The following is a 19,097-nucleotide window of genomic DNA, read 5'->3' as shown; positions in this document are numbered from 1 at the left end:
CGGTGCCGGCAACTTATGCGCGCCTGCTCCTGGTGCTGCCGGGGTGGCTGGCTTTCATGCTCTATCTGCCGGCGCTCACGCATGGGTTTGTCTGGGACGACAACTATTTCCTGACCCTTCTGCCCAACTTGCGCGACCCTGAACTGTGGTTGCGGCAGTTGTTCGAACCGCTGTTCGTCTCGCGCAACTACTTCCGCCCGCTGCCCCTGTTCAGCTTCGTTGTCGAAGCCTGGCTGGGCGGGCTTGATCCCTTTGTCTTCCATTTGACCAACCTGATGTTCCACGCCGCGAACACGACTCTGGTCGTCCTGCTGGCGCGGGCGGCGATACCGGCGGGAGGGATGGCGGCAGTTGGCGCGGGCCTGCTGTTCGCGGTACACCCGGCGCTGGTGGAAAACGTCGCATGGATCTCGGATCGCTTCGACCTGATGATGCTGTTCTTCGTGCTGCTGGTGCTGGTCTGCGAACACCATGTGGCGCGTCCGGCGATTCGTGCCGCAGTCGTCGGCCTGCTGTTCCTGCTGGCGCTGCTGTGCAAGGAGCCGGCGGTCGTCCTGCTGGCACTGCTGCCCCTGTGGCAGGCGCTGCGCTACACGGCGATGACCGACTGGCGGCAGGCGCTGCGCGCCTCCCGGGCGAATGGCGATGCCACGATCTGGGGCGCGCTGCTGTTGGCGCTGCTCTGTTACCTGGCGATACGCTACGCCGCCGTCGGCTTGTTGCACCAGGACGACTCGGCAATCGGCAAGGGCAGCGGTCTGCAGCATCTGTTGCTGGTCGGCAAGTCATTCGGGTGGTACGCAGTCCTCGCCTTGTGGCCTTTCGGGCAGACCTTGCCGGTACATCCGGCACCGACGCCGGTCGCGCTTGGCGACACATGGGCATGGCTGGGTCTGCTGGCGGGTGTCGCCGTCTGCGCGGCTCTGGTGTATTCGCTTGTATGCCGGCCGCAAGCAAGGCGAACTGCCTTGGCAGGCGCCATGGTGCTTGCGGCACTGGCGCCGGTATCGAATCTGGTGCAACTGACCATTGCCGACAATCTGGTGCATGACCGTTTCCTGATGCTTCCCATTGCCTGCCTGGCACTGTTGCTGGCGATGGTGTGGGAGGCGTACGGCCGGCGCATTGTCCCGGCCGTTCTCGCCGGCGCATGGAGTTTGGCCGCAGCGGTATCCGTTTCGAGTACCGTTCCGCACTGGGAAAGCAATCTGAGCTTGTGGCGCTGGGCTTACGCGCAGGAGCCGACATCGGAAATTGCCGGCCAGAACTACGTCGCCGCCCTCACTGATGCCGGGCACGACAAGGAAGTCGTTGCCGTCGCCCGCGTGCTCCTGGCCAACGGGCCGGAAGTTGCGTCGACCGCTGAAAACCTTGCGCTTGCCCTGGCACGGCAGGGACACTATGACGAGGCCGAGCGATTGGCGCGACGTGCGATCGAATTGTATGGATCAAGGCAGGGCGTGGCCAACGGCCGCCATGATCTGGGCAATGCCTACAACAGCCTGGGTTCCATTTACCTGCGGCAGTCGCGCCGGGACGAAGCGGAACAGGCCTTGCGTCGGGCCATTTCATTGACACCCCATTACAGCCAGGCACATTTCAACCTGGCGACGCTGCTCTATGAACGGGGCGATTGGAATGGCGGCGACAAGGCGCTGGCCCTTGCCGTTCGCTACAGCACGCCTGCGATGGCTGCGGTACGACAAAGCCTCGGGAACGAGAAGAAGACCCAGATGCAGGCAAAATCCAGCTGATGATGCTCGTTCGGCACAAGGTGATGGCGTGATGCGTTCGTGGGGCAACCTCGCCTTCGCTGCCGCGCGGGAAGTGGTGCGACTGCCATCGCGCAGCGCCTGCCTGCCTGCCGGCAGGCCGCTGCTGGCCTGGGGCAACGGCCGCAGCTACGGCGATGTCTGCGTCAATGGCGGCGGCACCACGATCCATACGCGCAGCCTCGATCGCTTCATGGCTTTCGATGCAGCGAGCGGCAGGCTGCGCGTCGAGTCCGGCGTGCTGCTGTCGGAAATTCTCGATCTGGTGACACCGCAGGGCTGGTTTCTGCCGGTGACGCCGGGGACGCGTTTCGTCACGGTCGGCGGTGCAATCGCCAACGACGTGCACGGCAAGAACCATCATCGCGAAGGCACCTTCGGCCGCCATGTGGTCGGCTTTGAATTGCTGCGCTCGGAGGGCGAACGACTGTACTGCAGCGCGACCGAAAACCCTGAATTCTTCGCCGCCACCATCGGCGGACTGGGGCTGACCGGCCTGATCACCTGGGCCGAGATCGATTTGCGCCGGGTATCGAGCCTTTCCATCATCCAGCGCCAGGAGCGTTTCCACGGCCTGCGGCAATTCTTCGACCTGAATCATCAGGCCGAACTGGATAGCGAGCACACGGTGGCGTGGATCGATTGCCTCGCCGCGCAGCCGCGCGGCATCATGATTTCCGGCAACCACGCCGAAAACGAAGACTCGTCGCCACGGCCGGCACGCGCATTGAACATTCCGCTGACGCTGCCGTTCTCGGTGGTGAACCGCGCCACCCTGAGCGCCTTCAACAACGCCTATTTCCATCGCCCGCTGGCGCAAGGGCCGGGGCCTTACGGGCCGTTCCTTTATCCGCTCGATGGCATTCTCCACTGGAACCGCCTGCACGGCCGTGCCGGTTTTTTCCAGTATCAATGCGTGCTGCCGGGAGGGGAGGCGCCCCTGGCGGAATTCCTGCAAACCATTGCCGCCTCGGGCGAAGGCTCGTTTCTCGCCGTGCTGAAAACCTTCGGCGATGTCGCCAGTCCCGGCATGTTGTCGTTTCCGATGCCCGGCTCCGATCTCGCCTTCGATTTCCCGAATCGCGGCGCCACCACGCTGCGGCTGTTTGATCGACTCGATGCCATTGTCGCCGCCGCCGGCGGCCGCCTGTATGCGGCCAAGGACGCGCGCATGCCGGCAGCACTTTTCCGCTCCGGCTATCCCGGCCTGGAGCGCTTCACGCAGTTTGTCGACCCCGCGTTTTCGTCCAGTTTCTGGCGTCGCGTCATGGAGCAGCAATGAAGAGCATTCTGATAATTGGCGCCACTTCGGCGATTGCCGAACACTGCGCCCGGCTTTGGGCCACGGAGGGCGCGAAGCTGTTCCTGGTCGGCCGCAACGCCGAACGTCTGGCGATGATCGCCGACGACTTGCGGGTGCGCGGGCAAGCACACGGCGTGCAGGCGGCGACCTTCGTCATGGACGCCACCGATACCGCCAGCCACCAAGCCATGCTCGATGCGGCGCTTGCGCACCTCGGCAAACTGGATGCCGCCTTGATCGCGCACGGGACCCTGCCCGACCAGAAGGCCTGCGAGGCATCGGTGGATATGACGCTGGCGGAAATCGCCGGCAACGGCCTCAGCGTGATTGCGCTGGCGGCCCGGCTCGCCAACGTGTTCGAGCGGCAGGGCAGCGGCTGCCTCGCCGCCATCGGCTCGGTCGCCGGCGACCGCGGGCGGCAGAGCAACTACACATACGGCGCGGCGAAAGCGCTGGTCGATCGCTTTTTCGAGGGCTTGCGCAATCGTCTGGCGCCGAAGGACGTCAGCGTGCTGCTGATCAAGCCCGGCTTCGTCGATACGCCCATGACCGCCGCCTTCGACAAGGGTGGCCCGCTGTGGGCGACGCCGGACCGCGTGGCGCGCGAAATCGTCGCGGCAATGGCATCGGGCAAGCAGGTGCTCTACACGCCGTGGTTCTGGCGCTGGATACTGCTCATCATCCGCCACATCCCGGAGCGGATATTTGTGCGGTTGAAGCTGTAGGGCTGGCCTCGCTTGATTCATTTGCTGGCCGGCCATCGCAATCCTCGGCACGATCCACCAAAGTCGGCGCTGGCGATACGGCGGTTTCAGGTTGTCAACAGATGTTTGGCTTTTCCGCTTGCTCGGCTGCTTCGTGCCCTAAGCGGAAGCTGCTGATCTTAGAAAGCAGCCTTTCAATATCTGAATTCACTGGCCTGCGCGGCTTTTCGCGCAGGCCAGTGGAATGATGAATTAGACCTTAGAACCAATTTAAGCCCCCTACCAACTGCAGGTACTCTGTTGCCACCTTGTCAAAGCGCTCGAAATCTCCGCCAAACATTCCAGCCCTAAACGGTGGCCATGATTCTTTCCGCGATCTTGCGTCCTTGATGATCCTGGCAAGTGGGCCGTTATCCCTGTTTCGATTCTTCCAGCCAAAGCGACCGATCGGTCCCCAAACTCTCCCGTTCTTCGCCATTTCGATATCGGCTATTGCGAGGGCAAAGAAGACCTCAAACTCATCGAAGGCAGTTTCATAGTTCTTGCCAAGAAAGAAAGTGTCATCCAATCTTGGCTGAAGGATTTTGAACAAGTATTCGCTGTGTGGCGCGTAATGTCGCTCGTGCCCTGGGATTTGCTTGAAGGCGTTCATGCGAGTTAGTTCGAGGAGTCCGTTGGAAATGGCTTCGACGAATGTGTCATTCTTGTCGCGATATTCGCTACTAGGTAGTTGAGTGTAAAAAAGGGCCGCAAGATTGTCGTAGCGCTGTGCATCTATCGCGGCGATACCTGCTGTATAGAGTTCCAAAATCAAGGGATACCAGCGAAGCTCTAACCAAATTGTGAGCCCACCGCGGGACTCAAGGCGATCACTAGAGCGAGCAATGCATTTCTGCATAGTGCTGGTATGAGTCGTCTTTCCCCAATGCGCGATGCACGCAAGTAACAAAGATAAGTCAGCCGCCGAATCTTCGTACCTGCTGATCCGATCAAGCATTTCTTCCTTTGTGAATTGTCCTGATGTAGGAAAGCTATCTTCGGACGTGATTGAGAGAAAGCGACGAACTTCGTTAGCAAGCAAGTCATGTAGTTCAATTGCACTCGAATCGTTCGAAAGCAGTTTCTTCGCTCGCTTTACCTTTTCGAGGATTCCCTCTTCCGTCGGTTCATCCATTGCAAAGGGGATACTTATTAAGCGGTCGTCGTCTCGCTCTTCAGAAGCTTCTAATGCTGAGAGACCAGGCGCAATTAGAACAAGGTCACCATCACCATCGAAGTGACCGTAGTGCGGCGTCTGATTTGAATTCTTGTCGGTGGCAACTCGGTTGTACACATAGGCCATCAGTCCGGCCGCAGTAATTACGCCGTCTTCGGTGGCAGCCTTGCCTCTCATTCCTTCAAGTAGATGGCCCGTGAAAACCGAGTGATTTGGAAGTGGGCCGCCAGAGTCTGCAACGACTTCATCGGCTTTCCCAGCAGTTAGCACCTGCCGGGAGTGCCGAAGCATCATGTCTTTCAAGAACCGAGCACCGCCAGGTCCGATGCTTCTAGTCAATGCCAAGCCACCGTAGCATGCATCCATGATGAATAGGACGTGCTTGGCGCGGACAAGCTCGGAGTTTCTAGTGAATTCGTCCCAACGAATAAATGTCGAAAAATCCGCCATATCCGCGTCGTGGGGAACCAAGTATCCAATTTCACCACGCGATCCGGTTCGTGTATGTCCGTGGCCTGCGTAGAAGACAACTAGGCGCTCATCTACATCGATGTCTTCGCGTGAGAACCGAAGAAATGCCCTCAGGATTGATTGTCGAGTTGCCGCCTCGTTGACTAGGTATGTGATCTCGTCAGTCTCAAACCCAAGGGAGTCAACAAGCGTTTGGCGAAACTCGTCGGCATCACTTACTGCGTATTCAAGCGGAGGGGCTTGCGTATATTGATCAATCCCAATTACGAGCGCCCGGCTACGGGTGTAGTGGGTCTTCAGAAGAAATCGTGGGTCGCGCATAGATCGAGGGGTCTAAGGTCCAGCAGTTATTCAGCCGCAGAAACGGCCAAGCAAATCAGCCAAAAGGGTCAGAGACATTTAGCTTTTCGAAACGACTTCGACCCCATTGAGTTACATTTTCTGCGGCCATGGGAAAAAATCCCATGCTTGCCGATTTAGTTGGCATCTCAGCCTTCCTCGAAATAGTCCGAGTCAACGCGCTTTACAACGTACGATGCAGAGACTGAAACGCCAACATCGAAGTCAGTCATGAGACTGGCTAATTGGTTTCCATCGATGAGTACGACCTTTGTATCGATTCTGGAGGCGTAGTCCACTGCCTCGGCGGTGTAGGTCGAAGTTGTGATGAAGACCCCCTTCCTCGCTCGTTGGCCCTGAAGCGCGCCAACGAATTTCTGAATCTCAGGCCTACCAACCGATCCTTGCCACCGCTTCGCTTGAATAAAAATAGTGTCTAAGCCGAGACGATCTTCCTTGATGATTCCGTCGATTCCTCCGTCGCCAGTTTGACCGATGCGTTCACCAGCGTCCTTGCGAGAGCCGCCGTAACCCATTTTGACCAGAAGTTCTACGACGAGTTGCTCAAAGAAGGACGGCGAACAGGACAAAATTCGTGACAGTAGTTCCTCCGCAAGTTGCTCCCGCAATCCTTGATATGCAAGTTCTATTGCCTCTTCGGGCGTGGTCGGGGAAGTTGAAATCTCGGACGTGGTAGCAGGGCTGTTCTCCGGCTTAGAGGCATCGCGAAACTCGATGAACTCGGCAAACTGCTCTAAGTACTTGACGTCAATCCGCTTTGGAGAAGAGGCCAGCGCTTTTGTTCCTCTATCGGTGATTTTGAATACGCCCCGCTTCGGCGCCTCAATGAGTCCAGCTTTCTTCAAATAGGTCCGCGCCCAACCGATACGGTTCTTGAAAATGCCTTGCTGCCCGCTTGGGAGAAGCTCTGCGCGCTCGGCCGATGTCAGATTGAAATGACCCGCAAGAGCATCCTCGGCGTCCCGCAAGGTATGGTCACTTCCATCGCTTAAGAAGCTCAAGAACGGAAGCATGCAAGATTGGTAGTCGGGAATAGGCATGATCGAAAGATACGTGCTCGAAGGATTGGAGATACCGAATGGTAATTCGCATACTACTCCATGCCGAATGACTGCTATCGGCATTGACATCCACCGGCAGCTCTTGGCCGCCAAGAGTTTTTCAGCAGCAGTGCCCATTACGAAACGTCGACAATCTTGAGGCCGGCCTTGCGTGCTGCTGAAAGTTGCCGATGGTCGGCGGACACAAAGACATCTGGTTTGCAGGCCAGTGCGCATGCAACATGGAGAGCATCCATCGCCCGAAGTGGATGCAATTCCAGCAGCGACACAACCGAGGCCAGAACCTCCGACGTAATCTGGCAGACATCGGCATCCGCCAAGTCGGCCATTGCGTCCCCCTTTAGTTGCAGGTAAGCGGCTTTGGCGAGCTTCTTTTCTCGCACGAGGCGGGACAGAGTGGAGACCAGTTCCGGCAAGCAGATGACGCTGACGACAAGGCTATCTGCCTGTTGGCACATCGCCAATACCTTATCCGATCCCTGCTCGGCAACATAACGTTTGGCAAACGCGGACGTATCCAGAAACACCTTCACGCCGAATCATCCCGATCGCTCAGTATTTCCCGACTCAAGGACAGGCCTTTGACCGTCAATGGCGCGCCTTGTCTTTTCCAGGACGGAACCCCGGAATGGATAGGCACTATCTCGGCGATAGGTTTTCCGTTACGGAAAACGCGAACCGTATCGCCGCCTTCGACGGCGTCGAAATAGTCCTTGGCGTGATTGCGCAACTCGGTGAACGTGGTTTCTCGCATGGCACACTCCTGTACAGAAGTGTACATCATAATGTACAGTTCTCAGGCGTGTCAATTAGCAAGGGGCTAACGAATATTGCCTGCCCCAATGTACATGGAATGGCAATCTCTAACGGCTGGCTATGGCCTGGATTTTCCTGTCGAGTTTTGATCCTGATGGTCGCAACCGCAGCTTGGAGACCTTGGCGGTTTGCCAATAGTCGGCGCTGGCGATACGGTGGGCACCTTGCCGATTGGCGGTAGCTTTGATGGGTACGCAAACCGGACGTCTCAAGCGGCGCTTGTTTGCCAGATGTCTGGCGGAAGCGGTGAGATTCGAACTCACGAACGTCTTGCGACGTTGCCGGTTTTCAAGACCGGTGCATTCAACCGCTCTGCCACGCTTCCGTTGGGCCGCGAATTTTAGCACCGCGGACGCCCGTGCCCGGCGCCGCGCCTAGCTGGTTTTCGAAAAATCCGGCTTGCGCTTTTCGAAGAAGGCGGCGAAGGCTTCCTTGGCATCGGGCGATACCAGGCGCTGCTTGAAGACGTCGGCCTCGACGTTCATGGTGTCGTTGATCAAGGCCTGCTGCGCGCGTTTCATCAATTGCTTGGTGAGGCGCAGCGACTCCGCCGGCTGTGCGGTCAGCTTGCGGCAGCGCTCGAATGCATGGTCCAGCACTTGCCCGTCGGGCAGTACGGCGTTGACGATGCCGGCGTCGAGCGCCGCCTGCGCGGAGAAAACTTCGCCCAGCATCAGCATCTCCGCCGCGCGCGCGTGGCCGGCGCACAGTGGCAGCAACAGGCTCGACGCAGCTTCCGGCGTCAGGCCGAGGTTGGCGAAGGGCAGGGCGAAGCGGGCCGAACTGCCCGCGTAGGCCAGGTCGCAGTGGAGCAGCATGGTGGTGCCGACGCCGATCGCGACGCCTTCGACCGCGGCGACAAAGGGCTTCTGCAAATTGGCGAAGCCTTTGATGAAGCGGAATACCGGCGCGTCTTGCTCCATCGGCGGCGTTTCAAGGAAATCGGCCAGATCGTTGCCCGCCGTGAAGTTGCCGCCCGCGCCGGAAATCAGGATCACGCGCACTGCCGGGTCGGCCTCGGCGGTTGCCAGCGCGTCGGCCAGCGTCCGGTACATTGCGGCGGTGAGCGCATTCTTCTTTTCCGGGCGCGCCATTTCAATGTGGAACACGCCATCGGCCGTTCCGATGCGGACTGCCTGGCTCATTTCTTGGGCTTCGACATGAAGGCTTCCATGCCCGCTTTGCGGTCCTCATTGACTTTCTGCGCGTGCGGCCGCTCGCCGATCAGCTTGATGTAGGGCTTGGCCTGCGGCAGGAATTCATCAAGGAAATCGCGCCCGTAGATCTTGCGCGTCGCCTGGCTGACGAGGGGCAGATGCACCCATGCCGCACAATCGGCGTGGGTGAAGCTGTCGCCACCGATGAAGGGCGCAAAGCGGGCCAGTCGCGCCAGGCTCTTGAGGCCTTTTTCGAGCAGTACCGCGACTTCCTGTTTGGTTTCCTCGGAGACCGTACCGCCAAAAAAGGCTTCCGCATACAGGCGCCGGGCCGGCAGTTCGATATGCAGTTCAAGGTGCTCGATCAGTTCGCGGCATTTGGCGCGCTCGAAAGCGTCGCGCGGATAGAGCGGGGGCTCGGGCCAGCTGTCTTCGATGAACTCGGTGAGCACCTGCGATTCGCTGAGCACGCCTTTCGCCGTGCGCAGGAAGGGCACCTTGCCCATCGGCGACTCGGCGAGCATTTCTTCTTTTTGCGAAGTCATGACGAAGGCTTCGGCGAAGGGAACGCCTTTCTCCAGCAGGGAGAGCTTGACCTTGTTGTAATAGTTGCTGACGGCGAAGCCGCAGAGGGTGATGGGTGTAGTCAATTCATGCTCCTGGGAAGCGATAATCACGCAGCCGCTCGCGCAGCTGCAACTTGGACAATTTGCCGGTGGCCGTGTGCGGCAGGTCATCGACAAAAATCACATCGTCGGGGATCCACCACTTGGCGACCTTGCCTTCGTAGAAGGCGATCAGTTCGTCGCGAGTGACTTCATGCCCGGCCTTTTTGATCACCACCAGCAGCGGACGCTCGTCCCATTTCGGATGGGCCGCGCCGATGACGGCGGCTTCGGTGACCGCCGGGTGGGCGACGGCGATGTTTTCGAGGTCGATCGAGGAAATCCATTCGCCGCCCGACTTGATGACGTCTTTCGAGCGATCAGTGATCTGCATGTAGCCGTCCGCATCGATGGTGGCAACGTCGCCGGTGGGGAACCAGCCGTCGACCAGGGCGTCGCCGCCTTCGCTCTTGAAATAGCCGCTGGTGATCCACGGCCCGCGCACCATCAGGTCGCCGAAGGCCTTGCCGTCATGGGGCAGGGCGTTGCCGTCGCCGTCGACGATCTTCATTTCGACGCCGAAGATGCTGCGGCCCTGCTTGACGCGAATTCGGTCGCGCTCCTCCGCCGACAATGCCAGATGCTTCTGCTTGTAGGTGTTGACCGTGCCCAGCGGGCTCATTTCGGTCATGCCCCAGGCATGGAGCACGGTGACGCCGAATTGTTCGTCGAAGTTGCGGATCATGGCCGGCGGTGCCGCCGAGCCGCCGATGACGAGGCGCTTGACGGTGGACAGCTTGAGCTTGTTGGCTTGCAGGTATTGCAGCAGGCCGAGCCAGATGGTCGGCACGCCGGCCGACATGGTGACGCCTTCTTCCTCGAACAGCGAATACAGGCTGGCGCCGTCGAGGTGCGGCCCGGGCATGACCAGTTTGGCGCCGGTCAGCGCGCAGGCATAAGGCAGGCCCCAGGCATTGACGTGGAACATCGGCACCACGGGCAGGATGCAGTCGCGCGCGGAGGCGCCCAGCCCGTCGGGGATGGCCGATCCGTAGGCATGCAGCACCGTCGAGCGGTGGGAATACAGCACGCCTTTCGGATTGCCGGTGGTGCCGGAGGTGTAGCACAGCGAGGACGCCGTGTTCTCGTCGAACTCCGGCCATTCGTAATCGTCGCTCTGGGCCGCCAGCAGGTCTTCGTAGCAGTGCAGGTTCGGAATCGGGTTGGCCGGCATTTCCTCGCGCTTGCATAGCGCGATCCAGCCCTTGACGCCGGGGCAATGCGGCACCAGGGCCTCGATCAGGTTGGCGAAGTTGACGTCGAAAAAGATGAAGCGGTCGTCGGCGTGATTGGCGATATAGGCGATCTGCTCTGGGAACAGGCGCGGGTTGATGGTGTGGCAGATCGCGGCCATGCCGGAGACGGCGTAATAGATCTCGAAATGGCGGTGGGAATTCCACGCCAGAGTGCCGATGCGATCTTCGGCCTTGACGCCGAGCGACAGCAGTACGCGCGCCAGTTGGCGCGAGCGGCGATGGGCATCGTTGTAGGTGTAGCGATGTGTGCCGCCGACCGCCAGGCGGGATACGATTTCAGTATCGGCGTGATTCTGGCCGGCATGTCGCAGGAGCCCCGAAATCATCAGCGGGCGGTTCATCATCAAGCCTTGCATTTGTTCTGCTCCTCTCTGTTGTCCTGGTCATGCGCCAGATTTGCCGGCAACCATAGCATTGGAATTCGCGGGAGACAATCGGCAATTGCGCTGATCGCAAAGGCGAGGAAATAATGCGGTGAAATATTCCGCGTGGCGGAACAAATCCGGGCTTCGTGATGTTCGCAGAGCGTTCTAAGCGAGGTCGTCGCGCGTTGCATCCGCCCAGCAGTTGGGGGTCTCGTAGAGGCGGATACGCTCAAGATGCAGATGGTTGCCGTAGCTGTCGCGGTACAGCGGATCGAGGATCGAGAAGGCGATGCGCGCAAGGTTTTCCGCCGTTGGCACGGCGTCGAGCACGACCGTCTTGTGTCCCGGTACGCTGGCGAGATAGTTCATGACAGATTCATCGCCGCGCCAGACCAGGAAGGCATGGTCCCAGAGGTCGACCACATGCTGCTTGGCGATGGCCTTGACCTCGGAGAAATCCATCACCATGCCGTCGTCCGGACGTCCGGCGGCGTCGATGACGCCGCCACCGAGGGTTATTTCCAGCGCATAGCGGTGCCCGTGCAGGTGGCGGCACTGGCTTTGATGATTCGGAATTCGATGGCCCGCATCGAATTCGAGGCGGCGGGTTATACGCATGGTCGGGGTGGCCGTGTTTGTGGCAAAGTGGTCGCAAATGCGCGCGGACGGGTCGGCGCGCATTATAGCTGGCCGGCGTCGCCGTCCCGCCAGCGCCGACTTTCCGTTGTTTCGCTACTCTCGATTTGCCATGCCCCGCATTTTGCTCAAGACCGAAGACCATTCCCGCGACAGCAGCGGCATGCGCTATGTCTATCCGGTGATTTCGCGCCGGGCCGGCGGCGTTTCGGTCGGCATCAACCTGAACCCTAACAATGCCTGCAACTGGCGCTGCATCTACTGCCAGGTTCCCGACCTGAAGCGCGGCGGGCCGCCGCCGATCGACCTGGCTTTGCTGGAACGGGAACTCGACGATTTCCTGAACTGGGTTTGTTCCGGCGATTTCATGACCACGCGTGTTCCCGAGGGTGCTCGCCAACTGGTCGATGTGGCCTTTTCCGGAAATGGCGAGCCGACCAGCGCGGCGGAATTTCCCGACGCCGTGGCGCTGGTCGAGCGCGTGCTCGCCAGGCATGGTCTGGCCGGCAAGCTGATCGTGCGCCTGATCACCAATGGCAGCCTGCTCGATCGCAAGGCCGTGCAAGCAGGCATTGCGCGAATCGGCCGGGGCGGGGGTGAAGTCTGGTTCAAACTCGACGCGGGTACGTCGGCCGGCATGGCGCGCATCAACGGTACCCGCGCCCGGCCCGACGTCGTGGCGCGACGCCTGGCGTGCTGCGCCGCGCTGGCGCCGACCTGGGTGCAGACCTGTGTGTTCCGTATGGATGGCGCCGCGCCCGCCGAGCAGGAATTGCAGGCCTGGCTGGCGCTGCTGTCCCCTGCGGCCCCGGCGCTGGCCGGCGTGCATCTGTACAGCCTGGCGCGGCCGTCGCTGCAAAAAGAAGCGCCCCGGTTGGGGCGCCTGGAAGCGGGATGGATGGAGGAATTGGCGGATCGAGTCCGCCAGCTTGGGCTGACGGTTCGCGTCAGCCCCTGATGCGGGGGCTCGCTCTGCGCGCCGGGGAATCCGCTTCGCGGGCCGGCGTCGAACGCCCTTCTTACTTCTTGCTCTTGAGTGCGGCCTTGGCGTCCTTCTTCAGGTCCTTGAACAGGGCCGGCTTGGCCGAGCGCAGGTACTCGACGACTTCAAAGTCTTCGCGCTTGACCTTCTGGATATCGATCTGCTCGACGTGCACCAGGCGCAGCAGTTGCTGAACCGGACGCGGCATGTTGCGTCCGCTCTCGTAACGCGAGCCGCCACTCTGGGTGACGCCCAGCTTGGACCAGAATTGTTGTTGGTTCATGCCGAGCTTGCGGCGAAGTTCCCGGGCATCGATCTTGTCGGTGGCTTTCATTTTCAACTCCTTCGACTGAGTGTCATCAAGCAAATGTAGTGGGGTGTCGGAGGCACCCGATGGCTATTACCGAAGTAATATGCCTGCACTATAGGATAAATTCCTTCGCCATACAAGAAAAATTGTGACGGCATTAGTACGTGGGAATAACACGGGTGCGGCAACGGGTATTCGCCGGCGCTTGTCTGGCGGCGCGGACTATCGGGTAAAATTGCGCGTTTTCCAACTCACGAACCACGGCAATGGCTTTGATTGTTCAGAAATACGGCGGCACATCGATGGGCTCGCCCGAGCGCATCCGCAACGTCGCCAAGCGCGTCGCGCGCTGGAAGGCGCAGGGGCATCAGCTGGTGGTGGTGGTATCCGCCATGAGCGGCGAAACCAATCGCCTGATCGCCCTGGCCAAGGATGTTTCGCCGCAGCCCGACGCGCGCGAGCTCGACGTGATGATTTCCACCGGCGAGCAGGTCACGATCGCCCTGCTGGCGATGGCGATCCGCGATCTCGGCCTCAAGGCCAGGAGCTACACCGGCGGCCAGGTCAAGGTGTTGACCGACAGCACCTTCACCAAGGCGCGCATTCTCGAAATCGACGACGCCAACATGCGCCGCGATCTCGACGACGACACGGTGATCATCGTCGCCGGTTTCCAGGGCGTTGACGCCGACGGCAACATCACCACGCTCGGGCGCGGCGGCTCGGATACCTCGGCGGTCGCCATGGCGGCCGCGCTGGCGGCCGACGAATGCCAGATCTACACCGACGTCGACGGCGTCTACACCACCGACCCGCGCATCGTGCCCGAGGCGCGCAAGCTCGATCGCATCACCTTCGAGGAAATGCTCGAAATGGCCAGCCTCGGCTCCAAGGTATTGCAGATTCGTTCGGTCGAATTTGCCGGCAAGTACAAGGTCAAATTGCGCGTGCTCTCCAGCTTCGAGGAAGAAGGCCAGGAGACCAGCGGCACGCTCATCACTCTTGAGGAAGACACCACCATGGAACAACCCATCATCTCCGGCATCGCCTTCAACCGCGACGAAGCCAAGCTGACCGTGCTCGGTGTGCCCGACCGGCCCGGCATCGCCTACCAGATCCTCGGCCCGATCGCCGACGCCAACATCGATGTCGACATGATCATCCAGAACGTCGGCCACGACGGCACCACGGACTTTTCCTTCACCGTCAATCGCAGCGAGTTCGCCCGCACCAAAAAGCTGCTGGAAGACCAGATCAAGCCGCACATCGGCGCGCGCGCCATCGAGGGCGACAACAAGATCTGCAAGGTCTCCGCCGTCGGCGTCGGCATGCGCTCGCACCCCGGCGTCGCCAGCAAGATGTTCCGCACCCTGGCCGAGGAAGGCATCAACATCCAGATGATCTCCACCTCCGAGATCAAGATTTCGGTGGTGGTCGACGAGAAGTACCTTGAGCTGGCCGTGCGCGTGCTGCACAAGGTGTTTGAACTGGATCAGCAGCCGGCTTGAATTTTCTGCCGTGCAAAGAACGGACCCCGGCCTTGTGCCGGGGTTTTCGTTTCTGGAATGCTAGAACACGCCCATTGCCAGCCCGCCCGCCAGCGTCGCGCCCAGTTCCCGGCAACGGTCGAGGTCCGCCGCGGCTATGGTTTTCGGCGCAAGAATCCGTTCCGGCGTCTGCGCGTGGGTACAAATGATCAGCGGGTCGGCCACGGCCCGCAGGCGCCAGCCGGTAGCGATGCGCTCGATCTGCCGCGCCGCATTCTGACCGTCGCTGCCGGCGCAGATCAGCGCCGCGTAGGGCCGGCCGTTGATTTGATCGAGCGCCGGGTAGTAGCAGCGGTCGAAAAAATCTTTCATCAGTCCCGAGACTGCCGCGAGGTTTTCCGGCGTGGCGAACACATAGCCATCGGCGGTCAGCACGTCCGTCGCTTGCGCGGTGGCGGCATGCAGCAGGCGCGTCGTGACGCCGCTCTCCGTGGCGGCGCCGGCGACTAATGCCCGCGCCATCTGTTCGGTGCCGCCGGTCATCGAGTGGTAGACGACGAGAAGGGTTTTCATGCGAAACGATGCGTCCAGTTGCGTTGGTCAGCTTGCGGGTTTGCCGCCGAGGGAATGCAGGAGTTCGCGTGCATTCTGGAGATCAAGCGTCCCGAAACCTTCGGTGAACCAGTGATAGACCTCTTCCAGCAGGCATCGAGCTTCATCCCGCTTGCCCTGCGTTTGCCACAGTCGGGCCATGCTCATGGCCGCGCGCAACTCCAGCGACTTTGCATGCTGTCCGCGGCTGATCTCGAGCGCCCGGTGGAAACAGGCCTCGGCTTCGCATGCATTTTCCAGCCCGCGCAGCGACTCGCCCTTGAGACGGTGCAGTTCGGCGTCGACGTGATGGTCGCCGATTGCGCTGCCTGTTGCCAGCGCATTCTCATTCACGCTCAGCGCGGCATCGAAGAGCTCCAGGGCAACGTATGCATCGACCAGCGGTTCGAGGACGACCAGCGTCACGCCACCCATCGCCGCGCGCGTTGTTTCGACACAGTGCTGCAGTGACTCGATGCCGTCGTGCTTGCCTTGCATGACCCGTGCCCAGCCGCTCGACAGCATCGCGCCGATTTGCCACAGCGGAAAGCCGTGCTGGCTCGCCACTTCGAAGGTTTCCTTCGCCAGCGACAGTGCCTTTGTCGGCAGGCGCAGGCGGCAATGGAGGATTGCGGCGAACGTCAGCGCATATGCCAGGCTGTAGGGATGCCCAAGGCGTCGCGCCAGGACCAGGGTTTTGCGGCTCGTCTCGCGCGCCTGGTCGGGAAAGCCGAGAAACCACAGTACCCACGAGAGATAGGAACCAGCGGTGACTCCGGCATCTTCGCCGAAATCGGCGACATGACGTTTGTGATGGGCGGGAAGGCAGGTCGCCACGGCATGTTCCAGATGCTCGCGCGCGGCGTGGAAATCGGCCTGCCAATACAGGGTGTCGGCGACCGCGAAATGGCCTTGCGCGGCATGGATCGGGTCGTCGTCTTGGTCTGCCATGCGCAGCAGCCGGTGCGCCAGTTCAAGGGCGTGCGGGTAGCCGTCGCGCGAACTTGCACTGGCCCACAGTCCCCATATCGCCGGAAACATGTCCGGCCCGCTTTCCTGCCAGTCGCACAGGGCCATCGCTCGCGCATACGCCGCCGCGCCTTCCGCCGAGGCGTAACCCTGGGTCGCCGTTGCCGCCGAGCCGAGGCCGATTTGCAGATCGAGTTCCATGCGCAATCTTTCCGGCCCGGCCGGAAGCGCCTCGATCAACGCGAGGCCCGACTTGAAATGTGCCAGGGCTTCCTGGCTCGCCGAATGCTGGCTGGCCAGCTTCCCGGCGGCGATCCAGCAGGTCACCGCTTCGCGCGCTTCTCCGCCCGCCGCCCAGTGCTGCGCCAGGACTTCGGGCCGGATGCCGGTTCCGGCGGCTTCCAGTGCGGCGCCGATGCGGCGGTGGGTCGCCGCCCGCTCGTCGCGTGTTTGCGATTGATACGCGGCGTCGCGAATCAGCGAGTGCCTGAAATGCATGTCGCTGCGGATGTCGCCCAGCAGCAGTCCCGCATCCCGCAATTGGCCCAGCAGCGCCTTCAGTGTCGCATCGTCGAAAGGGGCTATCTTGCGCAACAAGTCGACGCTGAATTCACGCCCGATGGCCGCCGCCAGTTGGGCCACGGTCTTTGCTTCGCCCATGCCGTCGAGGCGGGCCATCAGCAGGTCGTGCAGGGTGCTCGGAATCGCCGGCTGGTCCGTGGCGGCGATCTCGCGCGCCAATTCCTCGGCGAACAGCGGAATGCCGTCGGCGCGCTCGATGATGCGGGGGATCGAGGCCGGGGGAATCTCGGGCGCCACGGCTTTTATCAGCACTGCCGTATCCGCGTCGTTCAAGGCATTCAGGGTCAGCGTCGGGACCAGATTCTCGTCCCAGGAAGGCTTGAACCCGGGTCGGGCGGCGAGCACCGTGAGTATCGGCACCCCCGGCGTCCGCTGGATGAACAGGTTCAGCAGTTCGAGCGTCGATGGATCGGCCCAGTGCAGGTCTTCCACCACCAGCAGCATCGGCTGCCGGGAGGCGAGCAGGCACAGGCGATCGAGCAGGATCGCAAGCGTTCTCTCGCGCTGCTGCTGCGGCGACGAGGCCGGCTCCCGGTAGGGCGCCCGCACCGGCAGCCCCAGCATCCGGGCCAGCAGCGCAACGGTGTCCGGATCGTTCTTCGGGTAGTTCGTTTCGACATAGGCCGCCAGCTTGTCGAATTTCGACGCCGGTGAATCCTCCGACGAAAAAGCCAGGGTGAATCCGAACAGCGCGGTCAGGGGATGAAACGGCGACTGGCTGTGTTCGGGAACGCAGCGCAGTTCGCGCACCCTGGCGGCCGGGTCGGGGATGGCGTCCTTCAGCGCCAGCACCAGGCGCGATTTGCCGATCCCGGCCTCGCCCCGCAGCAGCACGAATCGCCCCTTGCCGGCGAGTGTTTCCCGCCACAGCGCGAGCAGGCTGGCAATTTCCCGCTTGCGGCCGATCAGCGGCGTCAGCGCGGATGCGGCTTCGAGACGGTCGCGCGCGCCGCTTTCGCGGCTGACCCGAAAGACTTCCAGCGGACGCGTGACGCCCGACAAGTGTTGCTGGCCCAGGCTCAGGCAGTCGAAATAGCCCGCCACCAGGCGCTGCGTTGCCGCGCTGATCGCCACTTCGCCGCGATCGGCCAGTTGCCGCAGGCGGATCGCCAGCCCGGAGGTGGCGCCGATGGCGTCGGGCACCTGGCGATCGCCGCTGATCACCATTCCGGTGTGCACGCTGGCGCGCAACTCGAGGCCGGCGAATGCCGTGCGCGTCACTTCGAGCGCGGCCTGCACCGCCAGGCGCGCCGCATTCTCGCTGGCCCGCGGATAGCCGAAATAGGCCAGCAGGCTGCCGCCGCGGATCTGCACCAGATATCCCGACTTGTCGCGGATGATTTCGCTGCATAGTGCCTGCGGTTCGCGCAGCAGCGCCAGGGCTTCGTCCGGATCGTCGACGCCGACCGCAACCAGTTCGCAGTAGAGCACCGTGACTTGCCGCCGTTCCGCGGCGGCCGGCGGCGGGGCGGCCACGGGGAGGGCATCCGCCATGCGGCGCCGGTCGGGCGACAACTCGCCGCGCTGGATGCGCTCGGCGAGCATGTGGGTTTCGTCCGAAGGCAACACGCTCAGGTCTTTCTTCAGCGTGCGGCAAAAGGCTTCGTGCCGGGCAAGCGCATTGGCGCGCTGTCCGTTCAGGGCAAGCAGCCGCATCACCCGTCGCAGGCCTTCCTCGTTCCACGGCTCCAGTTCCAGGAAGCGCTGCGCGAAGGGCAGCGATTTGTCGCAGGCCCCCATTCGCTCATGGCAGTCCGACAGACGGACCAGCCGGCCGAGGGCATGCAGGTGCATGGCTTCGCGCTGGACTTGCAGCCATTCTTCAAAGCCGGGGCATTCGGGCAGCGCGAATCCGTCCATGAATTCGCCGCCAAGCAGCCGTTCCATGGCTTCCATGCCGGCAATGCACGACATGCAGTGCGCGGGGTCCGGCGTTGCCGGGCAAGGGGAGGGGGCGGCGGAAAACTCGACGGCATCGACCGCGAGGCCGGCTTCGGGGTCAAGGCGAACGGATTCCCGGTCGACTCGCAACAAGGGCGTTGCCGGGCTGGCCGCGTTGAGTGTCTGGCGCAGGCTGTGGAGGATCTGGCGCAGGTTGGCCAATGCCGCGTCGTGGGCGAGGTCCGGCCAGAACATCGAGGCCAGTGACGATCGCGTATGCGTCCGGGCCGGCTCCATCGCCAGGTAGGCCAGCAGCGCGCGCCCTTTCTCGTAGGCCAGCTTGCACGGTTCCCCGTCGCGATCGAGGGTGAAGCCGCCGAGCAGGCGCAGCTGGAGTCGCGGTGAGGAATTCATCGTTGTTGTGAATGTGGCGGCAAAAAAGCCCTTCGGGCTCCGCTAACGATCCGCTAACGGCTGTACGCAATTATAGGAGCCAACGCCAGCGGAGGACGA

Annotated in this window: 16 protein-coding genes and 1 tRNA gene; 5 read left to right on the top strand and 12 right to left on the bottom strand. The window is 61.7% G+C overall.

Annotated features, from left to right (window positions below; genetic code table 11):
- Window positions 1–2: 2 nt before the first annotated feature.
- The 3 genes from SUTH_RS11905 to SUTH_RS11895 are packed head-to-tail and all read left to right on the top strand — an operon-like array spanning window position 3 to window position 3,800.
- Entirely contained in the window at window positions 3–1,754 is a 1,752-nt protein-coding gene (locus SUTH_RS11905) for a tetratricopeptide repeat protein (protein ID WP_148312921.1), read from the top strand.
- A 31-nt stretch (window positions 1,755–1,785) separates the two neighbouring features.
- Window positions 1,786–3,054, top strand: coding sequence for an FAD-binding oxidoreductase (locus tag SUTH_RS11900; protein WP_041099501.1), 1,269 nt, complete (start codon window positions 1,786–1,788; stop codon window positions 3,052–3,054).
- Window positions 3,051–3,800: an SDR family oxidoreductase gene (locus tag SUTH_RS11895; RefSeq protein WP_041099499.1), complete on the top strand. Its 750-nt coding sequence runs from the start codon at window positions 3,051–3,053 to the stop codon at window positions 3,798–3,800. Before SUTH_RS11900 ends, SUTH_RS11895 begins: the two co-directional genes overlap by 4 nt.
- 238 nt (window positions 3,801–4,038) lie before the next feature.
- Here SUTH_RS11895 and SUTH_RS11890 read toward each other — a convergent pair whose 3' ends face one another.
- From SUTH_RS11890 to queD, 9 genes are all read right to left on the bottom strand, one after another.
- Window positions 4,039–5,787: a caspase family protein gene (locus SUTH_RS11890; RefSeq protein WP_041099497.1), complete on the bottom strand. Its 1,749-nt coding sequence runs from the start codon at window positions 5,785–5,787 to the stop codon at window positions 4,039–4,041.
- Between the two features lie 167 nt (window positions 5,788–5,954).
- Window positions 5,955–6,866: a restriction endonuclease gene (locus SUTH_RS11885; protein ID WP_041099495.1), complete on the bottom strand. Its 912-nt coding sequence runs from the start codon at window positions 6,864–6,866 to the stop codon at window positions 5,955–5,957.
- Window positions 6,867–7,003: 137 nt separating this feature from the next.
- Window positions 7,004–7,420, bottom strand: a complete 417-nt coding sequence (locus SUTH_RS11880; RefSeq protein WP_041099493.1) for a type II toxin-antitoxin system VapC family toxin — start codon at window positions 7,418–7,420, stop codon at window positions 7,004–7,006.
- Window positions 7,417–7,641, bottom strand: coding sequence for a type II toxin-antitoxin system Phd/YefM family antitoxin (locus SUTH_RS11875; RefSeq protein WP_041102259.1), 225 nt, complete (start codon window positions 7,639–7,641; stop codon window positions 7,417–7,419). The genes SUTH_RS11880 and SUTH_RS11875 overlap by 4 nt, the downstream gene beginning before the upstream one ends.
- A gap of 297 nt (window positions 7,642–7,938) precedes the next feature.
- Window positions 7,939–8,028, bottom strand: a tRNA-Ser gene (locus tag SUTH_RS11870).
- Window positions 8,029–8,077: 49 nt separating this feature from the next.
- Window positions 8,078–8,848: an enoyl-CoA hydratase gene (locus SUTH_RS11865; protein ID WP_052473583.1), complete on the bottom strand. Its 771-nt coding sequence runs from the start codon at window positions 8,846–8,848 to the stop codon at window positions 8,078–8,080.
- Complete coding sequence (locus tag SUTH_RS11860; RefSeq protein ID WP_197539579.1) at window positions 8,845–9,510, bottom strand: glutathione S-transferase; 666 nt, start codon at window positions 9,508–9,510, stop codon at window positions 8,845–8,847. The genes SUTH_RS11865 and SUTH_RS11860 overlap by 4 nt, the downstream gene beginning before the upstream one ends.
- A 1-nt stretch (window position 9,511) precedes the next feature.
- The gene (locus tag SUTH_RS11855) at window positions 9,512–11,137 is read right to left on the bottom strand and encodes a 3-(methylthio)propionyl-CoA ligase (protein ID WP_041099491.1); all 1,626 of its coding nucleotides are present in this window, start codon (window positions 11,135–11,137) and stop codon (window positions 9,512–9,514) included.
- Window positions 11,138–11,311: 174 nt separating this feature from the next.
- Window positions 11,312–11,764, bottom strand: coding sequence for a 6-carboxytetrahydropterin synthase QueD (gene queD, locus SUTH_RS11850; protein WP_041102256.1), 453 nt, complete (start codon window positions 11,762–11,764; stop codon window positions 11,312–11,314).
- A gap of 130 nt (window positions 11,765–11,894) precedes the next feature.
- Here queD and SUTH_RS11845 point away from each other — a divergent pair, with 130 nt between their 5' ends.
- The gene (locus tag SUTH_RS11845) at window positions 11,895–12,740 is read left to right on the top strand and encodes a radical SAM protein (RefSeq protein ID WP_041099489.1); all 846 of its coding nucleotides are present in this window, start codon (window positions 11,895–11,897) and stop codon (window positions 12,738–12,740) included.
- A 61-nt stretch (window positions 12,741–12,801) separates the two neighbouring features.
- On the opposite strand, the gene SUTH_RS11840 is transcribed toward SUTH_RS11845, so the two are convergent.
- Window positions 12,802–13,098 carry a helix-turn-helix domain-containing protein gene (locus SUTH_RS11840; protein WP_041099487.1) on the bottom strand — a complete coding sequence of 99 codons (297 nt, stop codon included), beginning with the start codon at window positions 13,096–13,098 and terminating at the stop codon, window positions 12,802–12,804.
- Window positions 13,099–13,340: 242 nt separating this feature from the next.
- On the opposite strand from SUTH_RS11840, the gene SUTH_RS11835 reads away from it, so the two are divergent.
- Entirely contained in the window at window positions 13,341–14,582 is a 1,242-nt protein-coding gene (locus SUTH_RS11835; RefSeq protein ID WP_041099485.1) for an aspartate kinase, read from the top strand.
- A gap of 60 nt (window positions 14,583–14,642) precedes the next feature.
- Here SUTH_RS11835 and SUTH_RS11830 read toward each other — a convergent pair whose 3' ends face one another.
- Together SUTH_RS11830 and SUTH_RS11825 are read right to left on the bottom strand one after the other, a co-directional pair.
- Window positions 14,643–15,134: a flavodoxin family protein gene (locus tag SUTH_RS11830; protein WP_041099483.1), complete on the bottom strand. Its 492-nt coding sequence runs from the start codon at window positions 15,132–15,134 to the stop codon at window positions 14,643–14,645.
- A 27-nt stretch (window positions 15,135–15,161) separates the two neighbouring features.
- Window positions 15,162–18,998, bottom strand: a complete 3,837-nt coding sequence (locus SUTH_RS11825) for an AAA family ATPase (protein WP_041099481.1) — start codon at window positions 18,996–18,998, stop codon at window positions 15,162–15,164.
- Window positions 18,999–19,097 lie beyond the last annotated feature (99 nt).

The sequence above is a fragment of the Sulfuritalea hydrogenivorans sk43H genome, from assembly GCF_000828635.1.
Lineage (GTDB): Bacteria > Pseudomonadota > Gammaproteobacteria > Burkholderiales > Rhodocyclaceae > Sulfuritalea > Sulfuritalea hydrogenivorans.
Note: the sequence above shows the minus strand (reverse complement) of the source record. Positions and strands in the feature narration are given on the sequence as shown.

Coding starts and splice junctions, on each gene's coding strand:
- SUTH_RS11900 (WP_041099501.1), top strand. CDS start 1,786: ATGCGTTCGTGGGGCAACCTCGCCTTCGCTGCCGCGCGGGAAGTGGTG.
- SUTH_RS11895 (WP_041099499.1), top strand. CDS start 3,051: ATGAAGAGCATTCTGATAATTGGCGCCACTTCGGCGATTGCCGAACAC.
- SUTH_RS11890 (WP_041099497.1), bottom strand. CDS start 5,787: ATGCGCGACCCACGATTTCTTCTGAAGACCCACTACACCCGTAGCCGG.
- SUTH_RS11885 (WP_041099495.1), bottom strand. CDS start 6,866: ATGCCTATTCCCGACTACCAATCTTGCATGCTTCCGTTCTTGAGCTTC.
- SUTH_RS11875 (WP_041102259.1), bottom strand. CDS start 7,641: ATGCGAGAAACCACGTTCACCGAGTTGCGCAATCACGCCAAGGACTAT.
- SUTH_RS11865 (WP_052473583.1), bottom strand. CDS start 8,848: ATGAGCCAGGCAGTCCGCATCGGAACGGCCGATGGCGTGTTCCACATT.
- SUTH_RS11855 (WP_041099491.1), bottom strand. CDS start 11,137: ATGCAAGGCTTGATGATGAACCGCCCGCTGATGATTTCGGGGCTCCTG.
- queD (WP_041102256.1), bottom strand. CDS start 11,764: ATGCGTATAACCCGCCGCCTCGAATTCGATGCGGGCCATCGAATTCCG.
- SUTH_RS11845 (WP_041099489.1), top strand. CDS start 11,895: ATGCCCCGCATTTTGCTCAAGACCGAAGACCATTCCCGCGACAGCAGC.
- SUTH_RS11840 (WP_041099487.1), bottom strand. CDS start 13,098: ATGAAAGCCACCGACAAGATCGATGCCCGGGAACTTCGCCGCAAGCTC.
- SUTH_RS11835 (WP_041099485.1), top strand. CDS start 13,341: ATGGCTTTGATTGTTCAGAAATACGGCGGCACATCGATGGGCTCGCCC.
- SUTH_RS11830 (WP_041099483.1), bottom strand. CDS start 15,134: ATGAAAACCCTTCTCGTCGTCTACCACTCGATGACCGGCGGCACCGAA.
- SUTH_RS11825 (WP_041099481.1), bottom strand. CDS start 18,998: ATGAATTCCTCACCGCGACTCCAGCTGCGCCTGCTCGGCGGCTTCACC.